This window comes from Anaerotruncus sp. 80, from assembly GCF_009936115.1.
GTDB lineage: Bacteria > Bacillota > Clostridia > Peptostreptococcales > Anaerovoracaceae > Senimuribacter > Senimuribacter intestinalis.
Map to the genome: position 1 here is coordinate 1 of NZ_QWES01000016.1, position 22,841 is coordinate 22,841.

General features: G+C 39.5%; 24 protein-coding genes and 1 pseudogene. 21 read left to right on the forward strand and 4 right to left on the reverse strand.

Annotated elements, in window-relative coordinates:
- Positions 1-131: 131 nt before the first annotated feature.
- The 11 genes from D1155_RS09205 (at position 132) to D1155_RS16000 (ending at position 11,702) form a co-directional block, all read left to right on the forward strand.
- Positions 132-590 carry a GNAT family N-acetyltransferase gene (locus tag D1155_RS09205; RefSeq protein WP_160202109.1) on the forward strand — a complete coding sequence of 153 codons (459 nt, stop codon included), beginning with the start codon at positions 132-134 and terminating at the stop codon, positions 588-590.
- Positions 590-1,726 carry a restriction endonuclease subunit S gene (locus D1155_RS09210; protein WP_160202110.1) on the forward strand — a complete coding sequence of 379 codons (1,137 nt, stop codon included), beginning with the start codon at positions 590-592 and terminating at the stop codon, positions 1,724-1,726. The genes D1155_RS09205 and D1155_RS09210 overlap by 1 nt, the downstream gene beginning before the upstream one ends.
- Positions 1,727-1,969: 243 nt before the next feature.
- Positions 1,970-2,449: a DUF3990 domain-containing protein gene (locus tag D1155_RS09220; protein WP_160202112.1), complete on the forward strand. Its 480-nt coding sequence runs from the start codon at positions 1,970-1,972 to the stop codon at positions 2,447-2,449.
- A gap of 2 nt (positions 2,450-2,451) precedes the next feature.
- Entirely contained in the window at positions 2,452-2,676 is a 225-nt protein-coding gene (locus D1155_RS09225) for a hypothetical protein (RefSeq protein WP_160202113.1), read from the forward strand.
- A gap of 82 nt (positions 2,677-2,758) precedes the next feature.
- On the forward strand, positions 2,759-6,067 hold the full coding sequence (locus D1155_RS09230; protein ID WP_160202114.1) for a DEAD/DEAH box helicase family protein: 3,309 nt from the start codon (positions 2,759-2,761) through the stop codon (positions 6,065-6,067).
- A 15-nt stretch (positions 6,068-6,082) separates the two neighbouring features.
- Positions 6,083-6,718 carry a hypothetical protein gene (locus tag D1155_RS15585; RefSeq protein WP_201759570.1) on the forward strand — a complete coding sequence of 212 codons (636 nt, stop codon included), beginning with the start codon at positions 6,083-6,085 and terminating at the stop codon, positions 6,716-6,718.
- On the forward strand, positions 6,719-8,041 hold the full coding sequence (locus D1155_RS09240) for an AAA family ATPase (RefSeq protein ID WP_201759571.1): 1,323 nt from the start codon (positions 6,719-6,721) through the stop codon (positions 8,039-8,041).
- Positions 8,041-9,402 (forward strand): VWA-like domain-containing protein, encoded by a 1,362-nt coding sequence (locus tag D1155_RS09245; RefSeq protein ID WP_160202115.1) that lies wholly within the window; start codon positions 8,041-8,043, stop codon positions 9,400-9,402. The genes D1155_RS09240 and D1155_RS09245 overlap by 1 nt, the downstream gene beginning before the upstream one ends.
- Complete coding sequence (locus D1155_RS15830; RefSeq protein WP_243151061.1) at positions 9,402-10,259, forward strand: HNH endonuclease; 858 nt, start codon at positions 9,402-9,404, stop codon at positions 10,257-10,259. The genes D1155_RS09245 and D1155_RS15830 overlap by 1 nt, the downstream gene beginning before the upstream one ends.
- Positions 10,260-10,331: 72 nt before the next feature.
- Positions 10,332-11,273 carry a DNA-binding protein WhiA gene (whiA, locus tag D1155_RS09255; RefSeq protein WP_160202116.1) on the forward strand — a complete coding sequence of 314 codons (942 nt, stop codon included), beginning with the start codon at positions 10,332-10,334 and terminating at the stop codon, positions 11,271-11,273.
- Between the two features lie 306 nt (positions 11,274-11,579).
- Entirely contained in the window at positions 11,580-11,702 is a 123-nt protein-coding gene (locus tag D1155_RS16000) for a hypothetical protein (protein WP_279261689.1), read from the forward strand.
- Positions 11,703-12,020: 318 nt separating this feature from the next.
- Here the strand turns inward: D1155_RS16000 and D1155_RS09260 are convergent, their stop codons facing one another.
- A complete protein-coding gene (locus tag D1155_RS09260; protein WP_160202117.1) occupies positions 12,021-12,254 on the reverse strand; it encodes a helix-turn-helix transcriptional regulator in 234 nt (77 codons plus the stop codon).
- Between the two features lie 909 nt (positions 12,255-13,163).
- Between D1155_RS09260 and D1155_RS09265 the strand changes: the two genes are divergently transcribed.
- The 3 genes and pseudogenes from D1155_RS09265 to D1155_RS09275 form a co-directional block, all read left to right on the forward strand.
- Entirely contained in the window at positions 13,164-13,673 is a 510-nt protein-coding gene (locus D1155_RS09265; RefSeq protein WP_160202118.1) for a helix-turn-helix domain-containing protein, read from the forward strand.
- Between the two features lie 236 nt (positions 13,674-13,909).
- Complete coding sequence (locus D1155_RS16110; RefSeq protein ID WP_347560989.1) at positions 13,910-14,059, forward strand: type II toxin-antitoxin system RelB/DinJ family antitoxin; 150 nt, start codon at positions 13,910-13,912, stop codon at positions 14,057-14,059.
- A 122-nt stretch (positions 14,060-14,181) separates the two neighbouring features.
- Positions 14,182-14,430 (forward strand): annotated as a pseudogene (locus D1155_RS09275) (Txe/YoeB family addiction module toxin); the annotation flags it as partial.
- A gap of 347 nt (positions 14,431-14,777) precedes the next feature.
- Here the strand turns inward: D1155_RS09275 and D1155_RS09280 are convergent.
- The 3 genes from D1155_RS09280 to D1155_RS09290 form a co-directional block, all read right to left on the reverse strand.
- A complete protein-coding gene (locus D1155_RS09280) occupies positions 14,778-15,323 on the reverse strand; it encodes an NADH peroxidase (RefSeq protein ID WP_160202183.1) in 546 nt (181 codons plus the stop codon).
- Positions 15,324-15,546: 223 nt separating this feature from the next.
- Positions 15,547-15,969, reverse strand: coding sequence for a DUF2000 domain-containing protein (locus D1155_RS09285; protein ID WP_160202119.1), 423 nt, complete (start codon positions 15,967-15,969; stop codon positions 15,547-15,549).
- A gap of 10 nt (positions 15,970-15,979) precedes the next feature.
- A complete protein-coding gene (locus tag D1155_RS09290; RefSeq protein ID WP_160202120.1) occupies positions 15,980-16,816 on the reverse strand; it encodes an AraC family transcriptional regulator in 837 nt (278 codons plus the stop codon).
- Between the two features lie 132 nt (positions 16,817-16,948).
- Here D1155_RS09290 and D1155_RS09295 point away from each other — a divergent pair, with 132 nt between their 5' ends.
- From D1155_RS09295 to glsA, 7 genes are all read left to right on the forward strand, one after another.
- Positions 16,949-17,461 (forward strand): hypothetical protein, encoded by a 513-nt coding sequence (locus D1155_RS09295; RefSeq protein ID WP_160202121.1) that lies wholly within the window; start codon positions 16,949-16,951, stop codon positions 17,459-17,461.
- A gap of 444 nt (positions 17,462-17,905) precedes the next feature.
- Positions 17,906-18,610: a phenylalanine--tRNA ligase beta subunit-related protein gene (locus D1155_RS09300; protein WP_160202122.1), complete on the forward strand. Its 705-nt coding sequence runs from the start codon at positions 17,906-17,908 to the stop codon at positions 18,608-18,610.
- A 218-nt stretch (positions 18,611-18,828) separates the two neighbouring features.
- Positions 18,829-19,254 (forward strand): GtrA family protein, encoded by a 426-nt coding sequence (locus D1155_RS09305; RefSeq protein WP_160202123.1) that lies wholly within the window; start codon positions 18,829-18,831, stop codon positions 19,252-19,254.
- The gene (locus D1155_RS09310) at positions 19,247-19,873 is read left to right on the forward strand and encodes a hypothetical protein (protein ID WP_160202124.1); all 627 of its coding nucleotides are present in this window, start codon (positions 19,247-19,249) and stop codon (positions 19,871-19,873) included. Before D1155_RS09305 ends, D1155_RS09310 begins: the two co-directional genes overlap by 8 nt.
- Positions 19,863-20,453 carry a class II aldolase/adducin family protein gene (locus D1155_RS09315; protein WP_160202125.1) on the forward strand — a complete coding sequence of 197 codons (591 nt, stop codon included), beginning with the start codon at positions 19,863-19,865 and terminating at the stop codon, positions 20,451-20,453. The genes D1155_RS09310 and D1155_RS09315 overlap by 11 nt, the downstream gene beginning before the upstream one ends.
- A complete protein-coding gene (locus tag D1155_RS09320) occupies positions 20,440-21,807 on the forward strand; it encodes an aldehyde dehydrogenase (protein ID WP_160202126.1) in 1,368 nt (455 codons plus the stop codon). The genes D1155_RS09315 and D1155_RS09320 overlap by 14 nt, the downstream gene beginning before the upstream one ends.
- A 33-nt stretch (positions 21,808-21,840) precedes the next feature.
- A complete protein-coding gene (gene glsA / locus D1155_RS09325) occupies positions 21,841-22,752 on the forward strand; it encodes a glutaminase A (RefSeq protein WP_160202127.1) in 912 nt (303 codons plus the stop codon).
- The last annotated feature ends 89 nt before the right edge of the window (positions 22,753-22,841 follow it).

Here is a 22,841-nt window from a genome sequence, read left to right on the forward strand (position 1 = left end):
AAATTTGGATTTGCAGATTAATATGTGCAAATAAATAAGACATGCCTCGTTTAAACACATGTAGAGATTGCATCATCAAAACAAATTGGCTTTAAGATTACAAAAGTATTAAAGGAAAAGAGGAAAATGCTATGACAGAATTTTATACGAAAAGAATGATAGCAAAATCTGATATAGTTATAGAAAGCGGCTTTTTTCGCGAAGAAAAGCCAGATAATCTTACTAATATATTAGAATTGAAACCCATGACAGGGGAAGAAAATGGGTTTGTTTTTTATGATAAAGATAACCTAGAAAAGAAGATTTGTCATGTTTATTTTGTGGGGAAACGAGGCAGATTTGAAATATCATGTGGAACTGAAAAAGAATACCGTAATAAAGGATTTATGACAGAAGCGATAGAAGCATTATGTCAGTGGATATTTCAATCCACGAATTATGAGGAAATATGGGCATTACCAAGCAATCCAACATCTGTAAGGGTACTAGAGAAGAATGATTTTATTAAAGACGAAAAACTCTCTGACGAAATAAATATGTTTTGGTATTTTAAAAAGTCGATTTTTATTCAAAAGGTGGAGAACAAATAATGGGAACAACAGTAAAAATTGGTGATATATGCGATATTCTCAACGGATATGCATTTAAGAGTAGCAACTATGCTACAAATGGTATTCGGATTATTCGAATTGCTAATGTTCAAAAGGGATATATTGAAGATTCGAGTCCGCAATTTTACCCGCTATCTTCTCAAAAAGAAATTGAAAGATACATGCTTTGCGAAGGCGACTTGTTAATGTCACTAACTGGTAATGTTGGACGTGTGGCTATATTAACACCTGATATGCTACCTGCGGCATTGAATCAGCGAGTTGCTTGCTTGAGAATTAAAAATAGCAAAACAACTGATAGAACGTTTCTATATTACTTGTTCAATTCTGATTATTTTGAGCAAAGGTGCATAGTGTCTTCTAAGGGTGTAGCGCAAAAAAATATGAGTACAGAATGGCTAAAATCCTACGAAATTCCGTTGTTTTCTATTCAAGAGCAACGTAATATAGCCGCATTATTGGATAAAGTAGTAACGATGATTTCTCTATATAAACAGCAGCTCACTAAACTTAACGAATTAGTAAAAGCCCGATTTGTAGAGATGTTTGGGAATCCAGAAACTAATTCCAAAGGGTGGATCGAATGTGAACTGTCTGAAAAACTCAATGTGTTAGGGGGATATGCATTTAAGAGTGATATGTTTGACGAAGAAGATGGTGTTCCAGTATTACGAATAGGAAATATCAATGCTGGGTATTTCAAGTCAGTTAATATGGTTTTTTGGAAGAGAGATTCAAGCCTTGAGCGATATGCAATGTATCCAGGTGATTTAGTCATGTCATTAACTGGAACTGTAGGCAAGGATGATTATGGCAATGTTTGTATACTTGGTGATGACTATGATATGTACTACCTAAATCAGCGAAATGCTAAATTGGAGATTAAAGAGGGAATTGATAAATATTATTTATTACAACTTCTCAAGTTTGAGCAAATAAAGAAAAAACTTACAGGTATTAGTAGAGGCGTAAGACAAGCTAATATATCAAATAGGGATATAATGAATTTGGTTGTTCCAGTACCGCCGATGGAACTCCAAAACCAATTTGCTGCCTTTGTCCATCAAGTAGAAAAATCAAAAGTTGTATTAGAAAGAAGAGCATGTTACAATTAGTAAACCAATTGAAGAATGAAAGGAAAATGATATGACGAAAGACGTATTGTCATTTATTGTATATATGATTCATGCGTGTGCAAATAAATGGGGTGTGAGTCCGTCTGTAGTATACAAGAAAATGCAAACAGCAAATTGTATAACAAATTTTTTAGTGCCCAATTATGAGATTCTTCATACGCAAAGCACGCAGTATATAGTAGAAGATATTAACGATTATCTTAATGCAAGGGGGATATTGGTATGATTATTTATCATGGATCAAGTATAGCCATCGAAAAACCAGATATAGAGCATTCTTTTAGGTCATTGGATTTTGGCAAAGGTTTCTATACAACTTCCGTAAGAGAACAAGCTGAACGATGGGCTAGACGAAAGGCAGATATTTTAGGACAGGAAAAAGGGATTGTCAATGTATATCAGATGGGAGAAGATTCTTTAGGCTTATTGTATAAAGTGTTTTCAGAGGATCTAAGCGAATGGATTGATTTCGTATGCGCATGTAGAGATGGTGGAAGTGAGTACTTACAATACGATGTTATTATTGGTAAAGTTGCAAATGACAAAGTATTCCGGGTAGTAGACATGTATCAGGCTGGAATCTGGGACAAAGAGCGTGCACTGAAAGAAATAAAGGTTTATCCTACATATGATCAAATCGCTTTTATCAGTCAAAAATCAATCGACCAATTGCTGAGTTTTGAGTCATACTATGAGGTGTGAAGATGGATGAAATAATTTTAGAAAGAGTATATCAAGAGAATCTGGAAGAAAGAATTATCATTTATCTTGCGGAAATAAACCATCTTACTTATGAAAAAGCCATGGATATATATTATAATAGCAAATTAGCAGATAAAATCCAGCGTGGGCAAGAGGGAATTCAATACCTAGACTATAAAGTATTATCGGAAATACTCATAGATACCGAAAAAGAGTTATTCAAATAAAATATGAACTAAATCTAAGCGAAAACATTAGATAGAAGGTCAAGTAACAATTAGAATCTAGGATGAGCAACGAGGTATAAAAATGAACTTTGATTATTTGAAACAAAATCCAAAGATGAAAAAACTTGCGCTATTTTGCAGCGATGCAGAGCAGCTTGTACATTCAAGACCATACCTAAGCGGCATGTCGGCGAGACAGGCTCTTGAATATTTGGTTAAACTGGTTTTTGCCTCAAAAATTGAGCCAGTGGAGAACCGGAGCATTTTTGATATTGTCGACGATTACAGATTCGCCAATTACATAAATGATGACTATATCATGAATTCAATTCACTTCATTCGGAAGATGGGAAATGTAGCAACGCATCAGGGTGAATTGACTTCGGCGGAAGCATTGCAAGTCCTTGAAAATCTACATTTTCTCGTTGGTGAAATGATGATGATGTTCGGCGTGGTCGATGATTATCCTGTCTTTGAAGCACCGGCTAAAAGAGCGAAACCAGAGCCGGAGAAAACTGTTGCGGTAAGCAAAGAAAAGGTTGTCGTTGAGCCTGAAATTGTTGCGGAGTTTGCACAGAGAATGCGCAAAACTGTTTTTTCGACAGAACACGGTCGAGATGAAAATGAGAATAAAAAGTTATTTATAAAGGCATCTTTGCGTGAAGCAGGATGGAAGATTGTCAGCGTAGAAAATCAGGCGATGCCGTGCTGTGCCAGCATAAATTGCATGATAGATGACAGTGGCGACTTTATTGACTATGTTCTCAATGGAAGAGATAATAAGCCTCTTGCAATAATCGAAGAGACTGAGACGAAAAAGAATCCTGTTTCCGGCAGAAATAAGGCAATTAAAATTGCTGATTTGATGGAGCAGAAGCATGGATATAAGCCGATTATCTACTATACTGACGGATATCACATCTACTGTATCGACCAGTTGGGATACAAAGCAAGACGCATATTTGACTTTCATACAGTTGATGAGCTGGAGCTTTTGAAGCTCAGAGCAGGTATTCGTACGGATATTACAAATCCGGACATCAATGAAGAAATTATAAACCGCGACTATCAAAAAAATGCGGTAAAAGCGATCTGTAATGCTTTTTCTGATTTTCGTCGTCACAGTCTTGTTGTAATGGCAACAGGAACCGGAAAAACCAGAGTGTCAATAGCAGCAGTAGACGTGCTTATGAAAGCAAATTGGGTGAAAAATGTTCTCTTTCTTGCAGACCGCACGAGTCTGGTGAAACAGGCCCATAAGAACTTTAATAAACTGCTGCAGGACGCATCAACGTCGATTTATGCCGGCGGAAATTTTGAGAGAGATGAGAATGCCAGAATCATATTCTCCACATATCAGACCATGATAAATCTGATTAATGATGATACAAAGGAGTTTGGAATCGGCAGATTTGACCTTATCATTATTGATGAAGCACATCGTTCAATTTTTAAGAAATATGGTGCGCTATTCCATTATTTTGATGCGCTTATGCTTGGGCTTACAGCTACCCCGAGAAGCGAGGAAAATAAAAGTACCTACGAAGTGTTTAATCTTCAAAATAATGAACCGGATATGGCGTATGAACTGGAAGAGGCCATAGCGGATAAATATCTTGTAGGCTTTAGTGTACTGGATAAAACAACTGAAGCGATGAAGAGAGGCATAAAATATGATGACCTCACAGAAGAGCAAAAGGAACAATTTGAAGAGGAATTTACGCCGGAAGATGCTGCTTTCAGTGATTTTTCAGGAACAGAAATTGACGGTAAGCAAGTTGGAAGACGGGTTATCAATATTGGAACAATAGATGCCATGCTTGGTGACCTTATGAAGAATGGACTAAAAATTGATGGTGGTGATAAATTAGGAAAAACTATCATTTTTGCAAATAGTCATATTGAGGCTGCTAAAATCGTAGAACGGTTTAATCATCTTTATGAGGGTGCAGGGGAAAATTTTTGCGCCCTTATAGACAGTCACGTGGAAAACAGTGATAATTTGATAGAACTGTTTGAGCAAAGAGACAGTCTTCCACAGATTGCTGTTAGTGTAGATATGCTCGATACGGGCATTGATGTGCCTGACATTCTAAACCTTGTGTTTTTTAAACCAGTGAAGTCTAAGATAAAATTCTTGCAGATGATTGGCAGAGGGACAAGGCTGTCTTCTGATGTTTTTGGACCGGGCGAGGATAAGCGAGGATTTCTTATTTTTGACTACTTTGACAACTTTGGCTATTTTAATACGCAGGGTAACTGGAAGACGATGAATGCAGATACAAAGTCTTTTACCGGTCATTCACAGACTTACAACTTAAATAAGCGTAAGCTTAGCATATTGAAACAGCTTCAAGAATCTTCAAAACTCACAGCCTTTGAACGCAAATATCAGGACAGTTTAAAGGACTATTTCGTTGCTGAAATACGCTCTTTAAACAATGATGAGATTGAAGTTCAGTACAATATGCCTTTTGTTAGTAAGTACAGAACGGCAGAAAACTGGGTGGGTATAACGGAGATAACGCAGCAAGAAATTGAAGAGCATATTTTATCGTTGATTCCGGCGGAGAAAGACCACGTGAAGATTAAAAGCTTTGATATGCTGATGTATGTGGTAGAAGACGAATATAAGCAGAAAATTGATGAGGGAAAGGATCCTCTGAAGATTAGAAATGGTTTTATAAATGTTTCTGATGCAATATCGACTCGCATGAAGGAATTACTAAAGTTAAAGACGATTCCAGACGTTGTTAAAAATGAGCAGCTCATCAAAGACATGACGGATTGTAACTATCTTTATGAAAATTTTTCTCTTGAAAAGACTGAGAATATCCGTAAGCAGCTTAGGAGATTGATGCAATATCTTCCGGATAAAAAGAATTATTGGATTGTAAATATTCCAGACAAAATTATAGATGAGCAAACGCCTGCGGCATCTCCTGAAAAGTCCTACGCTGAGAGAGCTGAGGAATATATACAGAACAGCCAAAATCCTGTATTTGCAAAGATTAGAAATTTGGATATGCTTTCTGATGATGAGAAAAATGAGTTAGAGGATATATTCTATAATCAGCTTGGTACTATCACAGAGTTTAATATGTGGTCGGAGAATAAAGCCCTGTTACCGTTTATCCGCTTACAAACCGATATTGCTGATGAAGCGATACAGACCAAGTTTGGCGCTATTCTAAGCGACCAGACGTTGAGTGAGATGCAGAGAGGGTATTTGGATCAGATTTTAGATTATGCTAAAACTAACGGGGATATCACATTTATGGATTTGCAGCAAGTAAGTCCATTCTGTGACTATAATGTCGTTGACCTTTTTGGCGATAAATTGACGTTAATCAAGGATTTGATTAACGGAGTTCATAAACCTGTTCAGTAAAGGGGAGTAAATGCTTTGGAAATACTAGCAATATTAAAAGGCAACCAGGATGATTTGTTACCTGAGGATTTTGCACTCTTTAGAACAGAACTTGCTGTGGGAAGTTATTCAGAAGAATACAAGAAAGAGTGTCTTGATTTGATAAAGACCTTGGAGAATTGGAATAAGGAAAATAAAAAGGCAAAACAAAGTCGGAATAACGGGGTGGCTGCAGGGAAAATGAATATATCGCAGATAGTTCCTGCTCAGAACATCTCGCAAATTTCCTTTTTAGAGCAGTTCAAAGCTGACTTAACGATTATGCGGACGTCGGAGTCTTATAAAAACAGATTTAAAACATATATTAAAACCCATGAAGAATTTGATGAAAGCTTTGTTGATGTGCATTTTAATATGTTTGACAGCAATGAAATGGGTGCAGTGCTTTTAGAGATGCAGCTTAGCGAAGCGTTTCTTGAAAAATACTTTACCGCATTGGATAAAGATAAGATTGCAAGATATCAACAATTCAGTGAAAGCTTTTTCCAACGGCATTTTGCTGATTTTGATGCTGAGACGGTGTTAAAAAAGGGAAAAAATGAGTGGCGGAAAAAAGAAAAGCGGTCAAAGCAGCTTGATGTTTTTCTGCGTTTGAAAGGAGTGAAATTTTAATTGATTACAATTAATGAGGCTAGACGTCTAATAAAAAGGGCGATACTTGCAAATGTTGTTAGTGAGAAAAAGGATTTAGCAATCACTCCGCTGATTTCCGGAAAGCATGGTATTGGAAAATCTCAAATGATAAAATCTATTGCGGAAGAACTAGGTGGTGTTTGCATTACAATTGAGGGAGGAACTCTTAAAGAAGGAGAAATTACTGGTCTTCCATATCAATATAAAGATGAACAAGGCAATACAAGGTTTCGTTTTTTGCCTTATTACGCAGTAGAACGTATCCAAAATGAGCAGGAACGTATTTTCTTTATGTCAGAAGAAACGACAAGGCCATCATTGCTACAGGGCGATGAAAACAGATATGCTCTTGAGGATATTACAATTGAAGAAAAACTCGAAATGCTGAAAAGCAGAAAGATAAAGCCGGTTATCATATTTATCGATGAGATTAATCGAACCGAGAATTCAGTATATAAAGAACTAATGAATATCCTTTTAACAAGAAGTGTAAATGGATATAGCTTTCCATGGTGGGTCTTCTTTGTAGGAGCGATGAACCCAAGCACACAAAATAGTCTGTATGCTACAAATGAAATGGACCCAGCACAGTTGGATCGTTTTTTGAAGATTAAAGTCTCTGATAGTACAAAAGAATGGCTAGGATATGGGAAAAAAGTCGGACTTTCTCCAGAGATTTTAAATTTTATTAAAGATAATCCTAAGTGCCTTTCAAGTAACGATAAAGAACTGCAGGACGACGAAAAACCAACGCCATCACCTAGAGGTTGGGATATGGTGGATACACTGTTAAGATCAGAACCTTTACTTAGAGATTTTTTTACAGAGAAAGAAAATGATCCTAAGGTTGTTGAAAAGGATATGAAAAATCTCGTTTCTGCAAAGCTTGGTGCAACCGTTGCAACGATGTTCTTTGCGAGCATGGTTTCACAGACAAGAGCACTAATGCCAGAAGAAATCTTTGCTGATGATGAGAATCTTTCAAAGCTGTCTAAAAAACTTGAAAACTTGCCAGCTGCTAAGAAAATTCAAACTTGCGATCTTATGCTGTCATATTTAAAAGAGAATATCGAGTTTATGATGCTTAATACGGCACAGTTTGATACTAGTAAAAAGCAGCTATCAACACTGGTAGGAATGCTTGATTCTTCGGAGAGACTTTTATTTGCACAGAAACTCTCGAATTCGATTTCTAATGATGGTAACAGTTTGATTAAAATACTTTTTAATGTTTTTGAAAAAGAATTGATTGAGATGCTTGACTTATCAGATGAAACAAGAAAGCTTATTGAGGAAAGCTGATGGCAACCAATACGATTGTTGAATACTTATATAGAATTAAAGATAATATAACGGCAGTGGAAAATGGTATTATTGAAGATGCAATTTTAAATGAAATTGAAAATGATTTTCATGAGTTTATGGAATTAATTAAGTTGTTCTTGATTTCTGAAAGGGATAGTTATTACGGCTATTTTATGATGAATTTGTCATTCAAAGTTGATTTTTACAGCAATACTATTGCAGGTATCAAGTTAAATGTTTATCCTCTGGTAATGGTGTCTAATCCACTACTTTTATGCAAACTTACGCTGAAAGAAATTATCTTTATCATTTGTCATGAAATTGAGCATATTATACTGAATCACCCCTCGGAGATGGTAAAATGTAACCCGATGGGAGATGAGAAGACTCATGCAAAATTTAATCTTGCAGCGGACGCTTCGGTCAATGGCCGACTAAGATATGAGATTAAGGCTGAACATCGGTTATTTATGACTGTCTGGGAAAAGTGTATTTTACCGGAGACTCTTAAAAAAATGTTCGGTTTAAGAACTGTAGCGCCGCTGGAAAGCTATTATTACTATTATCGGCTTATTGAGGAAAAAGATTTACCTGACGGTAAAGAAAATGGCATAGGTGCAGATTCTGATGAGTTTATCACAGAGGGGAAGTGTGATAGATATGAGGATCATAACTGGGAAGCTGGTGACGATGTTGATGAAATAACTGCTATCGTTGGGGAATTTATTAATGCGGCAGCGGAAATGATGGATGACGAAACCAGAAAACTTATGCCGGCTTACTTTTTGGAGCAGGTAAGAAGAGTAAATGAACCGGCTAAGTTGTCGTGGAAAAAAATTCTGAAAAAGTATATAGGGACAATTGCAGCAGGAAAACGTAAAACGAAAGCTAGATTAAATCGCAGACAACCAGAGCGATATGATTTGTCCGGGGAGATAAATGATAAGATATTAAAGATTGTTGTGGCAATTGATACTTCCGCATCTGTTACCGGGAGAGAGCTTTCTTTAATTTTTAATGAGTTGTTTTCAATTCTGTCAAAAAAGAATTATTGCATTACTGTAATTGAGTGTGACAGTGAGATACAGCGAATTTATACTGTAAAACAGCCAAGTGATGTAAAATATGACGTTGCAGGTCGTGGTGGAACTGCCTTTACTCCGGTGATAGAGTATGTGAATAGGAATAAATATTATAGAGATTCCCTGTTAATATATTTTACTGATGGATACGGTGAAAATAAGATTCCGAAACCGTTGACATATCGAAACTTATGGGTTATAACTGGAAGCAGAAGGGAATTGTCGTTAAAGAATCCTTATGGAGCGGTTATAGGCTTTGAAGAAGGTGAAAATTAATGTCTGGATTATTAAATACTAAAGACAAATTGATTGGGCAGGTTCTCATCGAATGGTGTCTTCAGAAGCAGGAAGAAAATGCGCATATACATTTTAAGAAATCCCTCTGCTCGGGAGTGCAGAAAATAAGATTTACAAGTGATAATATCAATGCTGTTTTTCCGAAGAATGAACAAAAGAGCGGGTACACTTTATGCTATGAAATTCTAAACGTCAATGAAAATCTTTTTATTACAGTAACACTGGATAAGCGTTATGTTGTAGGAAAGCAAATTCAAAAGCAATATGAGCAGTTGATAACATCCATGGATGTAGCTGTTGCTGAAGGAGATTTAATAACGCTGGCGGCGTGGAGCGTTTTTTATGAAGCGGATAATCTTTCACAAATACAGAGTGGCTTAGATCGGATTTTTGATTCCGAAATTTCATTTTTTGAAAAAAATTTATATGCATGGCTAAAGGATCATACCAGAAAGATTAAAGCCCTTTCATATTTTGAACAGGAGACTATGTCAGAGCAGGGAGCGATAGAAGAAATATCTGTTGAAGGTGCGATGAAAAACGTACTTACTAACAGGTATGAGAGGAATTCCTGGGCGAGAGATAGATGCTTAGCTTACTATGGTACGGCTTGCACAATATGCGGGTTTGATTTCGGTGAAGTGTATGGACCAGAGTTCACAGGTAAAATAGAGGTACACCATAGAAAACCTTTAAATGAAATAAAACAAGCTTATGTGGTTAATCCTATTGAAGACCTTATTCCTGTTTGTCCGAACTGTCATCTTGTGTTGCATAGCAAAAGTGACGGAGTATATACCATTGAAGAAATTAAGGCAAAATTGGCTAAAGAGTAAATCATTTGGTACTTTTAAGCAATCCCGTGTAGAATATAAAAAGATGCAGATGTGATAGATGGAGGACAGATCATGTCATTTGCGGCGGAAACGAAAAACGAGTTGGCTAGAATTGAGCCAGAAAAGAAATGCTGTATGCTTGCAGAAATTGCGGGCTTTCTTAGAGTGTCTGGCAGTCTCAGGCTGGCAGGAGGCGGAAAGTTTAAGATTGTCATTACTACGGAAAACCCGGCAGTGGCGCGGCATTATAAAAAACTGATTAAAGAATATTTTCAAGTAGATACGGAATTAGAAGTGGAGGACGCACCACCGCCCAAGAAAGGCAGAATCTATATGCTTGCCATCAGTCCTGAAATGCGCAGTGAGCAAATTTTGCGTGAAACAGGAATTTTGATGGTGCGGGAAGGCAACAATTATATTTCTGATGGAATATTTGATGGTCTTATTCGCAGCAAGTGCTGTAAGAAAGCGTATTTGCGCGGCATTTTTATGGGTGCGGGAACGATGAATGACCCTGCGAAAAGCTACCATTTAGAATTTGTGTGCGCCAGCAAGAATCTTGCCATGGATCTTCGAAAAATGATAAACAGCTTTGTGGATTTATCCGCAAAGGTGGTGCAGCGAAAAGAAAGCTATATTGTATATATGAAAAATTCGGAGTATATCAGTGATACGCTGGCTATTATGGGTGCTCATACTCAGGTTTTTGCCTTTGAAGATGTGAAGATAAAGAAGGAGCTTGTCAACAACGCGGTGAGGATTACAAACTGTGACAACGCTAATACGGATAGAACTTTGGACGCTTCTCAGCGGCAAATTTCAGCAATCCGAAAAATTGAGAGCGCAAAGGGGCTTGGATGGCTACCTGAAAAACTACAGGAGGTTGCAGAGTTGCGCCTGGCGCATCCGGAGGCGAATCTATTGCAGTTAGCGGAGATGATGAACCCGCCGATGAAAAAATCAGGTATCAATAACAGGTTCAGAAGAATAGAGGAACTGGCTGCAAAACTGTAAGGTTTCAGATTAATGTTTTTGGAATCTTAAAAATTGAGAATGAAATATATTAAATAAGAAAAATTTTGAAATTTACTATTGAAAAGTTAATCGTTTAGATGTAGAATGAAAGAACCTAAAAAATTGGTGTTACGGTTAGGCAAAGGCTTTACTCCCCTCTGCACGACTTTAACATAAATTATCATATTGCATCTATGAAAAGAAAGACTGCTGCTGCGGTCTTTCTTTTCATTTGAGCACAAGCTTTACTTGGACATAAGAGAAAATATAAGTATTATTTAACAGAAGGTTTAGAGAGAGGGAGCTATGGATGCGATGAAGATGTTTGGAACAAAGATTAAGGTTTTCATTTGCACTGCAGTAGTGATTTCGCTGTTTTTTGTGCCGATGAGCGTGTATGGAATGCAGAAACGAGCTTGGGTTATATAAACCGTATGGGAGGATTTTATAGGGGAAGAAAAAGTAAGCGTTGAAGGAAAGGCACTTACACAATTTCTACAAGTCCGTCTGGAGTATTCTCTTCTACTGGAAATAACAATAGTGTAGAATTGAGTCGGTTGATTTACGTTCTTTCAAAGAAAAATGTAAGTATTCGTATATCAGGAAAGATTGGCATATTTTCAGAGAGGGATGCTTCATCTCGTATAGAACGTTATCATTAAAACGAAAAGACCAAGGCACCGCTTTTGCGGTGCCTTCAATCTTCCTATCAGCATGGAAGCTGATGGAATTACAGTCCTACTTTAGTTAGTCTTCGACAATATTTCCGAAGATTAAATAATCTGCAGAAACGTCCAGGATTTGAATAAGTAGTATGAATGTCTGCATAGAGAGTCCTCTGTTGCCGCATTCAATGTCAGATAGAAATTTAGGCGTAATATCCAGATGTTCAGAAAGTTGTTCTCTGGAAAAATTTGCACATTCTCTGCTGAGACGGATGCGAACACCCATTCCTACCCGGTCAAATTCTTTTAATGTCATATCCTATTTACCTCCTTTCATTATTATGATTTTGGTATGACATAAGCAACGAGGTAATGTCAAGACTTAAAATAAAAATAGGTCGGATTGCCCTAAAAGACTGCAAAGTTTAAATGGGTACGGATATTTTTGTAGTCATACCTTTTTTATGCGGCATTTGCAGCAATTTCTTTTATAAATTTAACTGAGAAGAGGTTGTCGAAAAGTACTAATAAGTATAAGGAATCTTATAATAAATAATTATAATTTATTATAGTAAAAATCATAGTGGGTTACCTATATCAGAAATGATATAATATACTTGTCAAGAGGACAAGCGAAAGCGGTTAGCCTTCCTCGAAACTCGAAAGGGGGTTTGGACTAAAAGGAAGGTGGTAATATGATGAGGATTACAATTACCTTTGGTAGAGTAAGAATCACTATTTACATAAAAAAATAACTGCCCACAGCTTGCAACTTTGGCAGTTATTCATAAACTGTTAGGTTAGCCGTTTTCAATGGCTTTCCTCTTGAAACCAATATACCACAAAGAAGAATAAAATTCAATATCAAAGCAATATTTTCCACATAGCAGCGGCTGTGTTTTTGTCTACTAAAATTTCCAACCTCTTCAAAATTTGAACCTTTTTTAAAATCTATATAATATTATAGAAAGAGAATAAAAGAGAAATTGCGGCAGACGCAATTTTACCGCAAAGGAATCGACCTTAAAATTTATGGCACTTTTACCATCTGAAATTAGTAGAGGAGGTCGCTCCAAATACGTGCATATATAGATATAATATATTAAAATTCTTTACTACGGCTTAGCCGTTATAGATATATGTGAAGCGCGCGGCAGAACTCCACCTGCTACGCGTTTCTTTTTTATCCTTTTCAAAGAAATTTTTAAGATAGGAGGAATACAAAATGAGTTATAAACAGAGTTTTGTATTATATGAAAGCGCATATGCGCAGTTTGAAAGGCTTTTAAAGGCAAAGCAAGTAGAGGGTGCGAACAATTATATTAATGCGGTTATGCAATATGGATTATATGGCGTACTGCCAGATGAAGAAGATAAAGTATGGCTTTATGGTCTTGATAATGTGATAGCGAGCATTGATAGCGCCAAGCCAAACTATCGAAAGAAAATCAATATTCAAAAAGATGAACTTGCAAAGTGCTTGATGGAGGGAAGAACGCAAGCAAATATTGCGGAAATATTTAACTGTTCAGTAGATACGATTCAAAGAAGAATTAAAGAGTATGGTTTAAATACTCTGCCGCCAGAGGATTATTTTTTTGAGGACGATACCGCAGATACCGCAACAAGCAGTATAGAAACAGGGCGCAATTATCTTTCTCATTCACATTCTTTTTCCCATTCTGATTTCTATTCTACTTCTCCAAGGAGTAAAGAAGATAATAACGGGAAATGATGACGGCGAAAGTCCTAGGGTTTTAAGGGAAGAATGAAATGGGAGATGGATTTTAAAAAATCGGTTATAGGTATCTGCAGAATTCTTTCATGGGACGTATGTTTCTGGGGTAAAATAGTTTTACTTTAGAAATTCGCTCTTTTCACAGAATCTATCCTCTGACTCGCGAAAAGCGAATACGTTGTATTGACATAGTATGAAAAAGAAGTACAATAATCTTGAAAGGAGTTGATAACATGGCTACTATTTCCATTAGAATGGACGATAATCTGAAAAAGGATGTTGAAAATGTATGTGAGGAACTAGGTTTGAGCATGAGCGCGGCATTTACTATTTTTGCCAAAAGCTTAGCCGGGAAAAGAGAATTCCTTTTGATGTTTCCATAGACCCGTTTTATAGTGATATGAATATGACCTGCTTACGTGAAAGCATTGAACAGATGGAAAAGGGAAACGTGATAGTGAAAACGATGGAAGAATTAGAGGCAATGGCAGATGAGTAAAATCATTTTACACAAAGGGCTTTTGAAGAATATCTTTATTGGCAGTCGCAGGATAAGAAAACCTTAAAAAGAATCAATGCTTTGCTAAAGGATATTGGGCGAAATCCTTTTGAAGGATTTGGAAAACCTGAAGGATTAAAAGTAAATCTGAATGGCTACTGGAGCAGACGTATAGATGGGGTGAATCGCTTGGTTTATCGCATAGTAGATGGTGAAATAGAGGTTTATCAGTGCAAAGGTCATTATGGTAACTAAAGAACTCAAAAACGCAGAAAAGGCGTGGCTGCTTTTGCAGTCATACCTTTTCTTTTTTTTATGCACATTTGCGGTAACTTTCTTAAGCTGTTGTGAGATGTTACGATGTAGTTCGGATTTGTAAAATGATGTTAAAATATGTTGCGAAAATGTTTTAAAACGTTGAAATTTCAATGAAATTGTAGTATAATATTATTGTAAAAAGTGACAAGTTCTTTAAGAATTATTGATTGCACAATCAGAAAGTGACAACTTCATCCGCTTTCTCACGCTGAATCTCCCACGAAAAAAGGAAGCCCTTCCAAGCTTCCTCTATTTTCTAAGCATTGAATTTTAAACAATTTTGCTTAGCCGAAGTATCTCTTTAACAGACCTTCGAAAGCAGCGCCGTGTCTTGCCTCATCCTTAGCCATTTCATGTACGGTGTCGTGAATTGCATCCAGATTCTGCTGTTTAGCCATAGTAGCCAGAGCTTTTTTACCAGCGCAAGCGCCAGCTTCAGCTTCTACTCTCATTTCCAGATTCTTCTTAGTGGAGTCGGTTACAACTTCGCCCAGCAGTTCTGCAAATTTAGCAGCGTGCTCAGCTTCTTCCCAAGCAGCCTTTTCCCAGTACAGACCGATTTCCGGATAACCTTCTCTGTGAGCAACTCTAGCCATTGCTAAGTACATGCCTACCTCAGAACATTCACCTTCAAAGTTAGCGCGAAGACCGTCGATGATTTCCTGGTCAACTCCCTGAGCAACGCCTACAACGTGCTTGTCTGCAAATTCTACTTTACCTTCTTCCTGCTTGATGAACTTGTCTGCAGGAACTTTGCACTGTGGACATTTTTCAGGTGGCTGGTCGCCTTCGTGAACATATCCGCAAACTGAACATACCCATTTCATAATGTTAAATCCTCCTTGAATTTCATTTTTTAATTATGTCTATTGTACCACATTTTTTCTTAAATCTAACACTTTTTTATAAAAGTTCTATGGAATTTTTATAAAAACTTTATGAACAGTGAAAGATATCGATTAGGGTTAGAGTGTACCCGCAGAAAAACCTTGACGAAGGGTCACGAACAGAAACAGCAGATTACTGCTGTTTCTGCCTTTTTATGCATCTATTTTATCGAAGCAGTGCAATACTGCCTGCTAGTTTATTGACTTTTTTCTTGGATCCGCATATGGCAATCCCTATGTAATTTAAGTTGCTTTCGGCAGTGTTGCCCATCTTGAAAGTGAATTCTTCATAGGTTTTACAGGTCTGCGCCAAATCCGAAAAATCTACTGTCAGCAAGTCGGAAAATTCCGGTCTGCAGAGTTTTTCTCGAATTTCTCGCAGAATTTTTTTGTTTCCCCGAAGGATGGGAACAGGAAATTCGATGATTCCTTTGTGTAAAGAGCCGGAACTGTCGGTCACATCACAGCCAACGACCTCAGGCAGTTCTTTGCCCAGAGTAATTCCCAAAATTGCTGCGGTGTTGGCAATAATGCCAAGGGGCAGCGTCTCATCAATAATCATAACACATTTTTCTTCTTGTAAATTCATGACAAAATTCTCACTTTCTTGTTAATTTTTTTTGAAGGATATCACGGTACAGGGCTGGTGTCAGACCGGTAAACATGGTGAAATAGCGATTGAAATGGCTTTGGTCCGAAAAGCCTGTGTTGAGAGCAGCCTCAGCAGGATTTAAACCGTCCTCCAGAAGTTGGCGGGCTTTGTTAATCCGAACCGTTTCCAGATATCGATAGGGTGTGATTCCCTTTTCCCTGGTAAACGTGCGCAGCAGGGTGGACTTGCTCTGACAGGCAATATCGCATAGGTCATTCAGTGAAATGTGCCGATCAAAATTTTCGTCGATATAATTACAGACTTTTTCTATGCTGCTAGGATTAGCGCAGTCTTTCTGCGAATCATCCTCTTGGACAAACCCATGACGGCGGAGCAGACGTTCAATGAGGCAAAGGAAAAGTTCCTCTTTCTGAAATTCCTTACTTTCTTCAAAGATTAACTGGTTAAGCTGGTAGATGTACGAGTAAAGTTCCTCGTCCTGCAGCAGCGGTGATACGAAAGCAGGAAGAAACTTTTTGCCGGTTAGCTCTAGGCATCTTTCTTCCATGATTTTCGAGGAAACGTTGAGCCCATAATAGGAAAGAGCGGCGTTGCCATCGGGCAGGCATGCGTGATTCTGGTAAGGAGAAAAGACTATCACATCACCTGCGCGAGCACAGTAGTCGATATTTTTGACAGTCATATTCCGCGAACCCTCAGCGATAATTCCAAGTACATAGTAACCGTGGAAGTGATTGGGAAAGGGCTGCCTTATATGTGCGAAGCGATAGGCTTCAATTTTTAAATCGGTATCGTAGCAGATTGTTCTAGTTTCTTTTTCCATGGAAAGCCATCCTTTCTGGTTTTGATTAGTGATAGTGTATCATGGATTTTAAATACATGCTTGTAAGATATCTTCATTTTGAGTTCTGTTTTTTTTGTCCGCACATACACTGTTTGCAGGAGGCGGTATGGAATGAAAGTAAAAATAAGGACAATCACTCTAGTTTCTTTTGCAGCGGTGATGATGTTTCTCGTGACAGCATGCTCAGGCAAAACCCAAGTGCAGACAAAAGGACAGATTTTAATGGAAAAAAGCTGCGCAGCCTGGACTGACGTCATCGAAAAAGCGTGTGAAATCAAAGACTTTGGGAGACCTTGTGGTACAGCAAAAGAGAGTTTGGAAGTAGTGGATGGTACATATAGTATCCTTTTTGACATTGATGAAGAAATGAACCAGGAACTGGTGGACGGCTATGCGCAAAGCGTATGGCGCGCTTGTGAAAAACGAAGTGGAGAGTCAAATCAAAGCAGCAGCGGCTATCACTATGCCAGCATGACGGAGGCTTCCAAACGGCAGGAACCGCTCAATTATTATATCTGGTATTATCGGGCAGGCGAACAGAAATTTCGCGTGGGGCTTTACCCGACCAATATGGAGACTGGTATTCCTGGCGGACTGGTGCTTCGGATTGAACCCTGGGAGTAACGTAGAAGGCAAGCAGAGGTAACACGGCAGATGCATGAATCCCCTTCCTACGAAATGTAGGACTAGTACCTTTAGTCGTTTTTTACAAAAAAGGTACTAAAACCTTTGAATTGTACTATCCATTATATGGAATTTGAGGGGTTGACTTTCATAAGATGGCAAGTTTTTACGGGAATAGACGCATGAAAAACAGAAAAATACGATAAATTCCGTTTTATTTGCTAAAAATCTTTTAATTAATATAAAATAGCTCCTAATTCTTAGTACCTTTTTTGCAAAAAAACGGATTAGGTATGAAAATCCAATATCCATGGCATTTCACAGGTTTGCCGTGGCAGAAGTAAAATATACTCTTGTACTTTACTCCAGAACTGTGTTAAACTAAAAAAATAGGAGAAGTTGTAGACTTTACTGGGGCAAAAAATGTAAAGGAGACAAGAGAATATGAGATTTGAAATTGCAAAAGAAGTATTTGACCTTCTGCCTAATGGATATTTTGGTATTGTAGCAGTAAAGGGCATGGACAATACCAAAGATATTCCGGAACTTGAGGCAATGCTGCAGGCAAATATCGAAGTCTGCGAGAAGGATTTTGAGGGAATTAAAGTAAAGAATGCTGACGATATCGTTCCTTACAGAGAAGCGTTTCGTGCAATGGGCATCAACCCTAACAGATATATGTGTTCCATAGAGGCACTGCTTGACCGCATTGCTAAGGGCAAGGGATTCCCACACATCAACGCCATCGTAGATTTGGGCAATGCTGTATCGATTAAGTATCATCTGCCGATTGGCGCGCATGATATGGCAACCATCGATGAAGCGCTGGAGGTGCGCCATTCTAAGTCAGAAGATACATTCATACCTTTTGGAAACGGCGAGATGGAAAAGCCGGAAGAGGGAGAAGTCGTATATGTTTCCGCAGGCGAGGTCAGAACACGCCGCTGGACATGGAGACAGAGCGAGATCGGTAAGATCACAGAGGAAACCAGTGATGTGCTGTTCCCGATCGATGGATTTACAGACCTGAATAAGGACAAGGTAGAGGAAGCGGCGCAGGAACTGGCAGCTCTTGCTGAGAAATTTTTCAAAGTCAAGGCGTCTGTCGGATATATCGACAAGGACAATAGAGTCTTTGAGGTAGAATAGGGGCAGCCGCTCTAAAGCGCTGAACCAGCGTTGACGGATTTCTATTTTTGTCAACGAATTTGGCCATGACAGCAAGGCAAGACCCCACATTTTCTGCCTGACACGTTTGCCATGGACGCATTAGGCAGCCGGCTTGACTTTAGGTTGAATTATTGAGATAATATTACCGTAGCCAATGGCTGCGGTATATTTTTTTAAAAGTAAGGGTGGAGAAGGAGATGAAGAAACTATCGAAGCAAGAAAATCGTTTACAGGTGTTAAAGTTTGTATTGTTTTCCATATCGGCAGGTGTCATTCAGACCGGTGTGTTTACACTGCTCAATGAGTTGTTGCACTGGAGGTATTGGCCGTGTTATCTGATTGCGCTGATCGCATCAGTACTGTGGAACTTTACGCTGAATCGGGAATTTACCTTTAAATCGGCGGGCAACGTGCCTCTTGCCATGGCAAAGGTATTCGGCTTTTACTGTGTGTTTACACCGCTGTCCACCTGGTGGGGCAGTGTGCTGACTGATGGCGGCATAAACGAGTATATTGTACTCTTTGGCACTATGCTAATCAACCTGATAACCGAATTTCTTTATGACAGATTTTTTGTATTTGGCAGCAGTATCAATACGAATAAGAGGGCAAACCGTGAATAAGCAAATTGCTGTAATGATAAATAAATACGCCAAAATGCTGACGCAGATAGATGATAGTCAGCTGGCGAAGTATAAAGTCCTCGTAAGGGTGGACGGCGTTTTTTACGAGACTGAGGGTGATCTTGCCGGCGCATTTACGATTAGAGAAAATGCTGGTGACGCACTTCGGCAGATCTATCCTGTCGAAGGATCAATCCTTATGGGCGGCAGTGAAGTCTGTGCAATCGTGCTTTCCAATACTCGTTATTGCAGGCAGGCAGCACAGGGACAAAAACCTCTTAAGGCTTCCCTCGATGATATGGCGCAGGTTATAGGTCCGAAAGCAGAAGTGCTGCCTTACGAGGAACCCCAGATTAAAGCGGCGCTGCAGCATGCCGCAGGCTGTTTTGTAAAAGATCGTTATACCATCTGCACGGGGCGCAGCCTTTTTGAAGCGGTAACTGCGCTGCAGGTTTTGGAAAAACAGGCAGAAGTCGCACTCAAAGCCCAGGTACTCGGCGGTGCGGTCCCTGTTTCCGAAGAAGAGGCGGTTTTCATGCGGGAGAATTATCTGCAGAATTATTCTAAGGCAGAAAACGCTGTGAAATCCCAGGAAGGAAGGGCGAACCATGGAGCATGAGTACAGAGAGAATTTAGTCGTCTATGGGAAAAAACTTTTGGAAACTGGACTCGTCCAAGGTACTTATGGCAATCTGTCTGTGAGGCAGGACGAACGCTCTATGCTGGTGACGCCTTCGGGACTGGACTATGCAGGGCTTCAGCCGAAGGATATGGTAAAGGTAAATCTGGAAACTCTTGTCTGGGAAGGTTCATTGAGACCTACTTCTGAGAAGGGACTACATGGGGAAATTTACAGGGTGCGAAGGGATGTGGGCGCAGTAATCCATACCCACTCCAAATACTGTGCTATTTTTGCGGCGGCAAGAAAAGACGTTCCCATAGAAGATGTGAAAGTGCAGGAAATATTTGGAAAGACGGTAAAGCTGGCAGCTTATGCACTGCCGGGAACCGAGGAACTCTGGACGCATACGCTGGAGGCTTTAGGGGAAAATAACGGATGTATTATGGCAAGTCACGGCATGTTATGTGTGGGAAAAACTCTTAAAGACGCTTTCGAAAACTGTTGCATGCTGGAAGAGTATTGCGGCAGATATATCGAAAGCAGATGGGAAGCGGGTGGATTAAATGGAATTATATGAGATTTTAGAAAAACAGAGAACTTTTTTTCGAGAGGGTATTAGTAGGAATCTGCAGTATAGACAGCGGGGACTTTTGCGACTTCGGGAGAATCTTAGACGTCACGAAGAGGAACTCTATGCGGCATTATATGCGGATCTGGGCAAATCCAGGTACGAAGCCTATGAAACGGAGATTGGGATTGTATACAGCGAAATCACCTATATGGTGCGACATCTCTCGTCTCTGGCAAGACCTAAGCGGGCGCGCACGGCGCTGGCAAATTTTCCGGCAAAGAGTATTATTTACAAAGCCCCTTACGGTGTTGTTTTGATCATGTCGCCGTGGAATTATCCGCTGCAGCTTACGCTGGTGCCGCTGATCGGTGCGCTGGCAGCAGGCAACTGCGCAGTCGTAAAACCTTCGGCATATTCACCGGAAACGTCCAAAGTCATCGAAAAGATCTTGCATGAGACTTTCAGCGAAGGTTATGTGTACACGGTAACTGGCGGCAGGCAGGCCAATGAGAATTTGCTTGCTGAAAAGTTTGACTATATCTTCTTTACCGGTGGAAAAACAGTGGGCCGGCAGGTCATGGAAGCTGCAGCAAAGCATCTGTGTCCAGTCACCTTGGAGCTTGGCGGAAAAAGCCCCTGCATTGTAGATGAAACTGCCGATATTGCTATGGCAGCACGGCGTATTGTCTGGGGCAAATTCTTAAACTGCGGGCAGACCTGTGTAGCGCCGGATTACGTGCTGGTGCACAGCAGTATAAAGGAAAAACTCCTTGCAGCAATGGTTGCTAATATAGAAGCGCTCTATGGGCAATATCCGCTGGAAAGCAAGGATTATGGTAAGATCATCAGTGAAAAGCATTTTTTAAGACTGGGCGCAATGTTAGAGGGAGAAACCCCTTACTACTTTGGTGGTGCAGACGACAGATGCTGCAAGATTGGACCGGTGATTCTGGATGACGCTGACTGGAACAGCCTGTCCATGCAGGAAGAAATCTTCGGACCTATTCTGCCGGTGCTGACCTTTACGGATCTGGCAGAGGTAAAGCGGGAAATCGAGGCTCGCCCGAAGCCACTGGCGTTGTATTTCTTTACAAAGTCAAAAGAAAGAGAGCGGTATCTTATGACCCATTTGTCTTTTGGCGGCGGCTGTGTCAACGATACCATCATGCACCTTGTCAGCACATCTATGCCTTTTGGCGGCGTGGGAGCAAGCGGCATGGGCTGTTACCATGGAAAATACAGCTTCAGGACATTCACCCATGAAAAGAGTGTGCTGAAAAAATCTACGCTGATCGATATGCCGATGCGCTATGCACCTTATCCGGACAGCTTGAGATTTCTGAAAAAGTTTTTGAAATAAATTGAGATCGTTTGATAATGAGAGGATTTTATTATGGAAAAAGTTTTAAATGCAGTGCTGGAGGACTGCAGAAGGTACACCCTGGAAGGGCAGGTTGCCTCCTATATTCCTGAACTTGCTAAGGCTGACAATGAGAAAATCGGCGTTTATGTAGCGATGAAAGAAGGAGAATTTTGTGCAGGCGATTGGGACAAGAATTTTACCATTCAAAGTATTGCCAAAACCATTTTTCTCATGCTCGCCGCCATTGACAATGGTATTGATGTGGTGAAGTCCCATGTAGGTGTAGAAGCAACGGGAAAACCGTTTAATGCCATTGACTACGGTGATTCGGTGATTTTGAAGGAGCATATCAATCCAATGGTAAATATTGGTGCGATTGCAGTCTGCGGCATGGTAAAGGCGAAGGATAATGAAGAGCGATTCCGCCGTCTGATGGAGTTTTCTAAAAAAATTACGGGAAACCCGGATCTGGAAATCGACAGAGAGGTCTACCGCTCAGAGCGGGAAACGGGAAACAAGAACCGGGCGCTGGGCTATCTTCTGAAAAATTCCGGCATGATTTACGGCAGTGTAGATGAACTTTTAGATGTGTATTTTGCTATGTGTTCGATGAAAGTCAACTGCCGGGACCTTGCAAATATCGCGCTGATGCTTGCGAATCACGGAAAGAATCGTCAGGGAGAGCAGATTATTCCAAAAGCTGATGCTCGTTTTCTCAATGCAGTACTGATTACCAGCGGTATGTACGATGGCTCCGGCGAATTTGCAACGACAGTAGGCATTCCTGCAAAGAGCGGCGTTGGCGGTGGTATTATGGCGGACTGCCCGAATCGCATGGGAATCGGAATCTATTCACCTGCCTTGGATCGCAAAGGCAACAGCGTTGCCGGGATTAAAATGCTGGAAGCACTGAGCAAAGAATGGGAACTGAGTATCTTTTAAGCTGAAAGAAAGAGGGTATAAAGGAACTATTAAAGATTTTTATACTTTTGCTGAGATTTTTCATGATACGAAAAATCTCAACAGTGTTT

Coding starts and splice junctions, on each gene's coding strand:
- D1155_RS09305 (WP_160202123.1), top strand. CDS start 18,829: ATGAAGAAACTATCGAAGCAAGAAAATCGTTTACAGGTGTTAAAGTTT.
- D1155_RS09290 (WP_160202120.1), bottom strand. CDS start 16,816: ATGGAAAAAGAAACTAGAACAATCTGCTACGATACCGATTTAAAAATT.
- D1155_RS09295 (WP_160202121.1), top strand. CDS start 16,949: ATGAAAGTAAAAATAAGGACAATCACTCTAGTTTCTTTTGCAGCGGTG.
- glsA (WP_160202127.1), top strand. CDS start 21,841: ATGGAAAAAGTTTTAAATGCAGTGCTGGAGGACTGCAGAAGGTACACC.
- D1155_RS09285 (WP_160202119.1), bottom strand. CDS start 15,969: ATGAATTTACAAGAAGAAAAATGTGTTATGATTATTGATGAGACGCTG.
- D1155_RS09265 (WP_160202118.1), top strand. CDS start 13,164: ATGAGTTATAAACAGAGTTTTGTATTATATGAAAGCGCATATGCGCAG.
- D1155_RS15830 (WP_243151061.1), top strand. CDS start 9,402: ATGTCTGGATTATTAAATACTAAAGACAAATTGATTGGGCAGGTTCTC.
- D1155_RS09315 (WP_160202125.1), top strand. CDS start 19,863: ATGGAGCATGAGTACAGAGAGAATTTAGTCGTCTATGGGAAAAAACTT.
- D1155_RS09230 (WP_160202114.1), top strand. CDS start 2,759: ATGAACTTTGATTATTTGAAACAAAATCCAAAGATGAAAAAACTTGCG.
- D1155_RS09225 (WP_160202113.1), top strand. CDS start 2,452: ATGGATGAAATAATTTTAGAAAGAGTATATCAAGAGAATCTGGAAGAA.
- D1155_RS09260 (WP_160202117.1), bottom strand. CDS start 12,254: ATGACATTAAAAGAATTTGACCGGGTAGGAATGGGTGTTCGCATCCGT.
- D1155_RS16110 (WP_347560989.1), top strand. CDS start 13,910: ATGGCTACTATTTCCATTAGAATGGACGATAATCTGAAAAAGGATGTT.
- D1155_RS16000 (WP_279261689.1), top strand. CDS start 11,580: ATGGATGCGATGAAGATGTTTGGAACAAAGATTAAGGTTTTCATTTGC.
- D1155_RS09205 (WP_160202109.1), top strand. CDS start 132: ATGACAGAATTTTATACGAAAAGAATGATAGCAAAATCTGATATAGTT.
- D1155_RS09320 (WP_160202126.1), top strand. CDS start 20,440: ATGGAATTATATGAGATTTTAGAAAAACAGAGAACTTTTTTTCGAGAG.
- whiA (WP_160202116.1), top strand. CDS start 10,332: ATGTCATTTGCGGCGGAAACGAAAAACGAGTTGGCTAGAATTGAGCCA.
- D1155_RS09210 (WP_160202110.1), top strand. CDS start 590: ATGGGAACAACAGTAAAAATTGGTGATATATGCGATATTCTCAACGGA.
- D1155_RS09245 (WP_160202115.1), top strand. CDS start 8,041: ATGGCAACCAATACGATTGTTGAATACTTATATAGAATTAAAGATAAT.
- D1155_RS09300 (WP_160202122.1), top strand. CDS start 17,906: ATGAGATTTGAAATTGCAAAAGAAGTATTTGACCTTCTGCCTAATGGA.
- D1155_RS09220 (WP_160202112.1), top strand. CDS start 1,970: ATGATTATTTATCATGGATCAAGTATAGCCATCGAAAAACCAGATATA.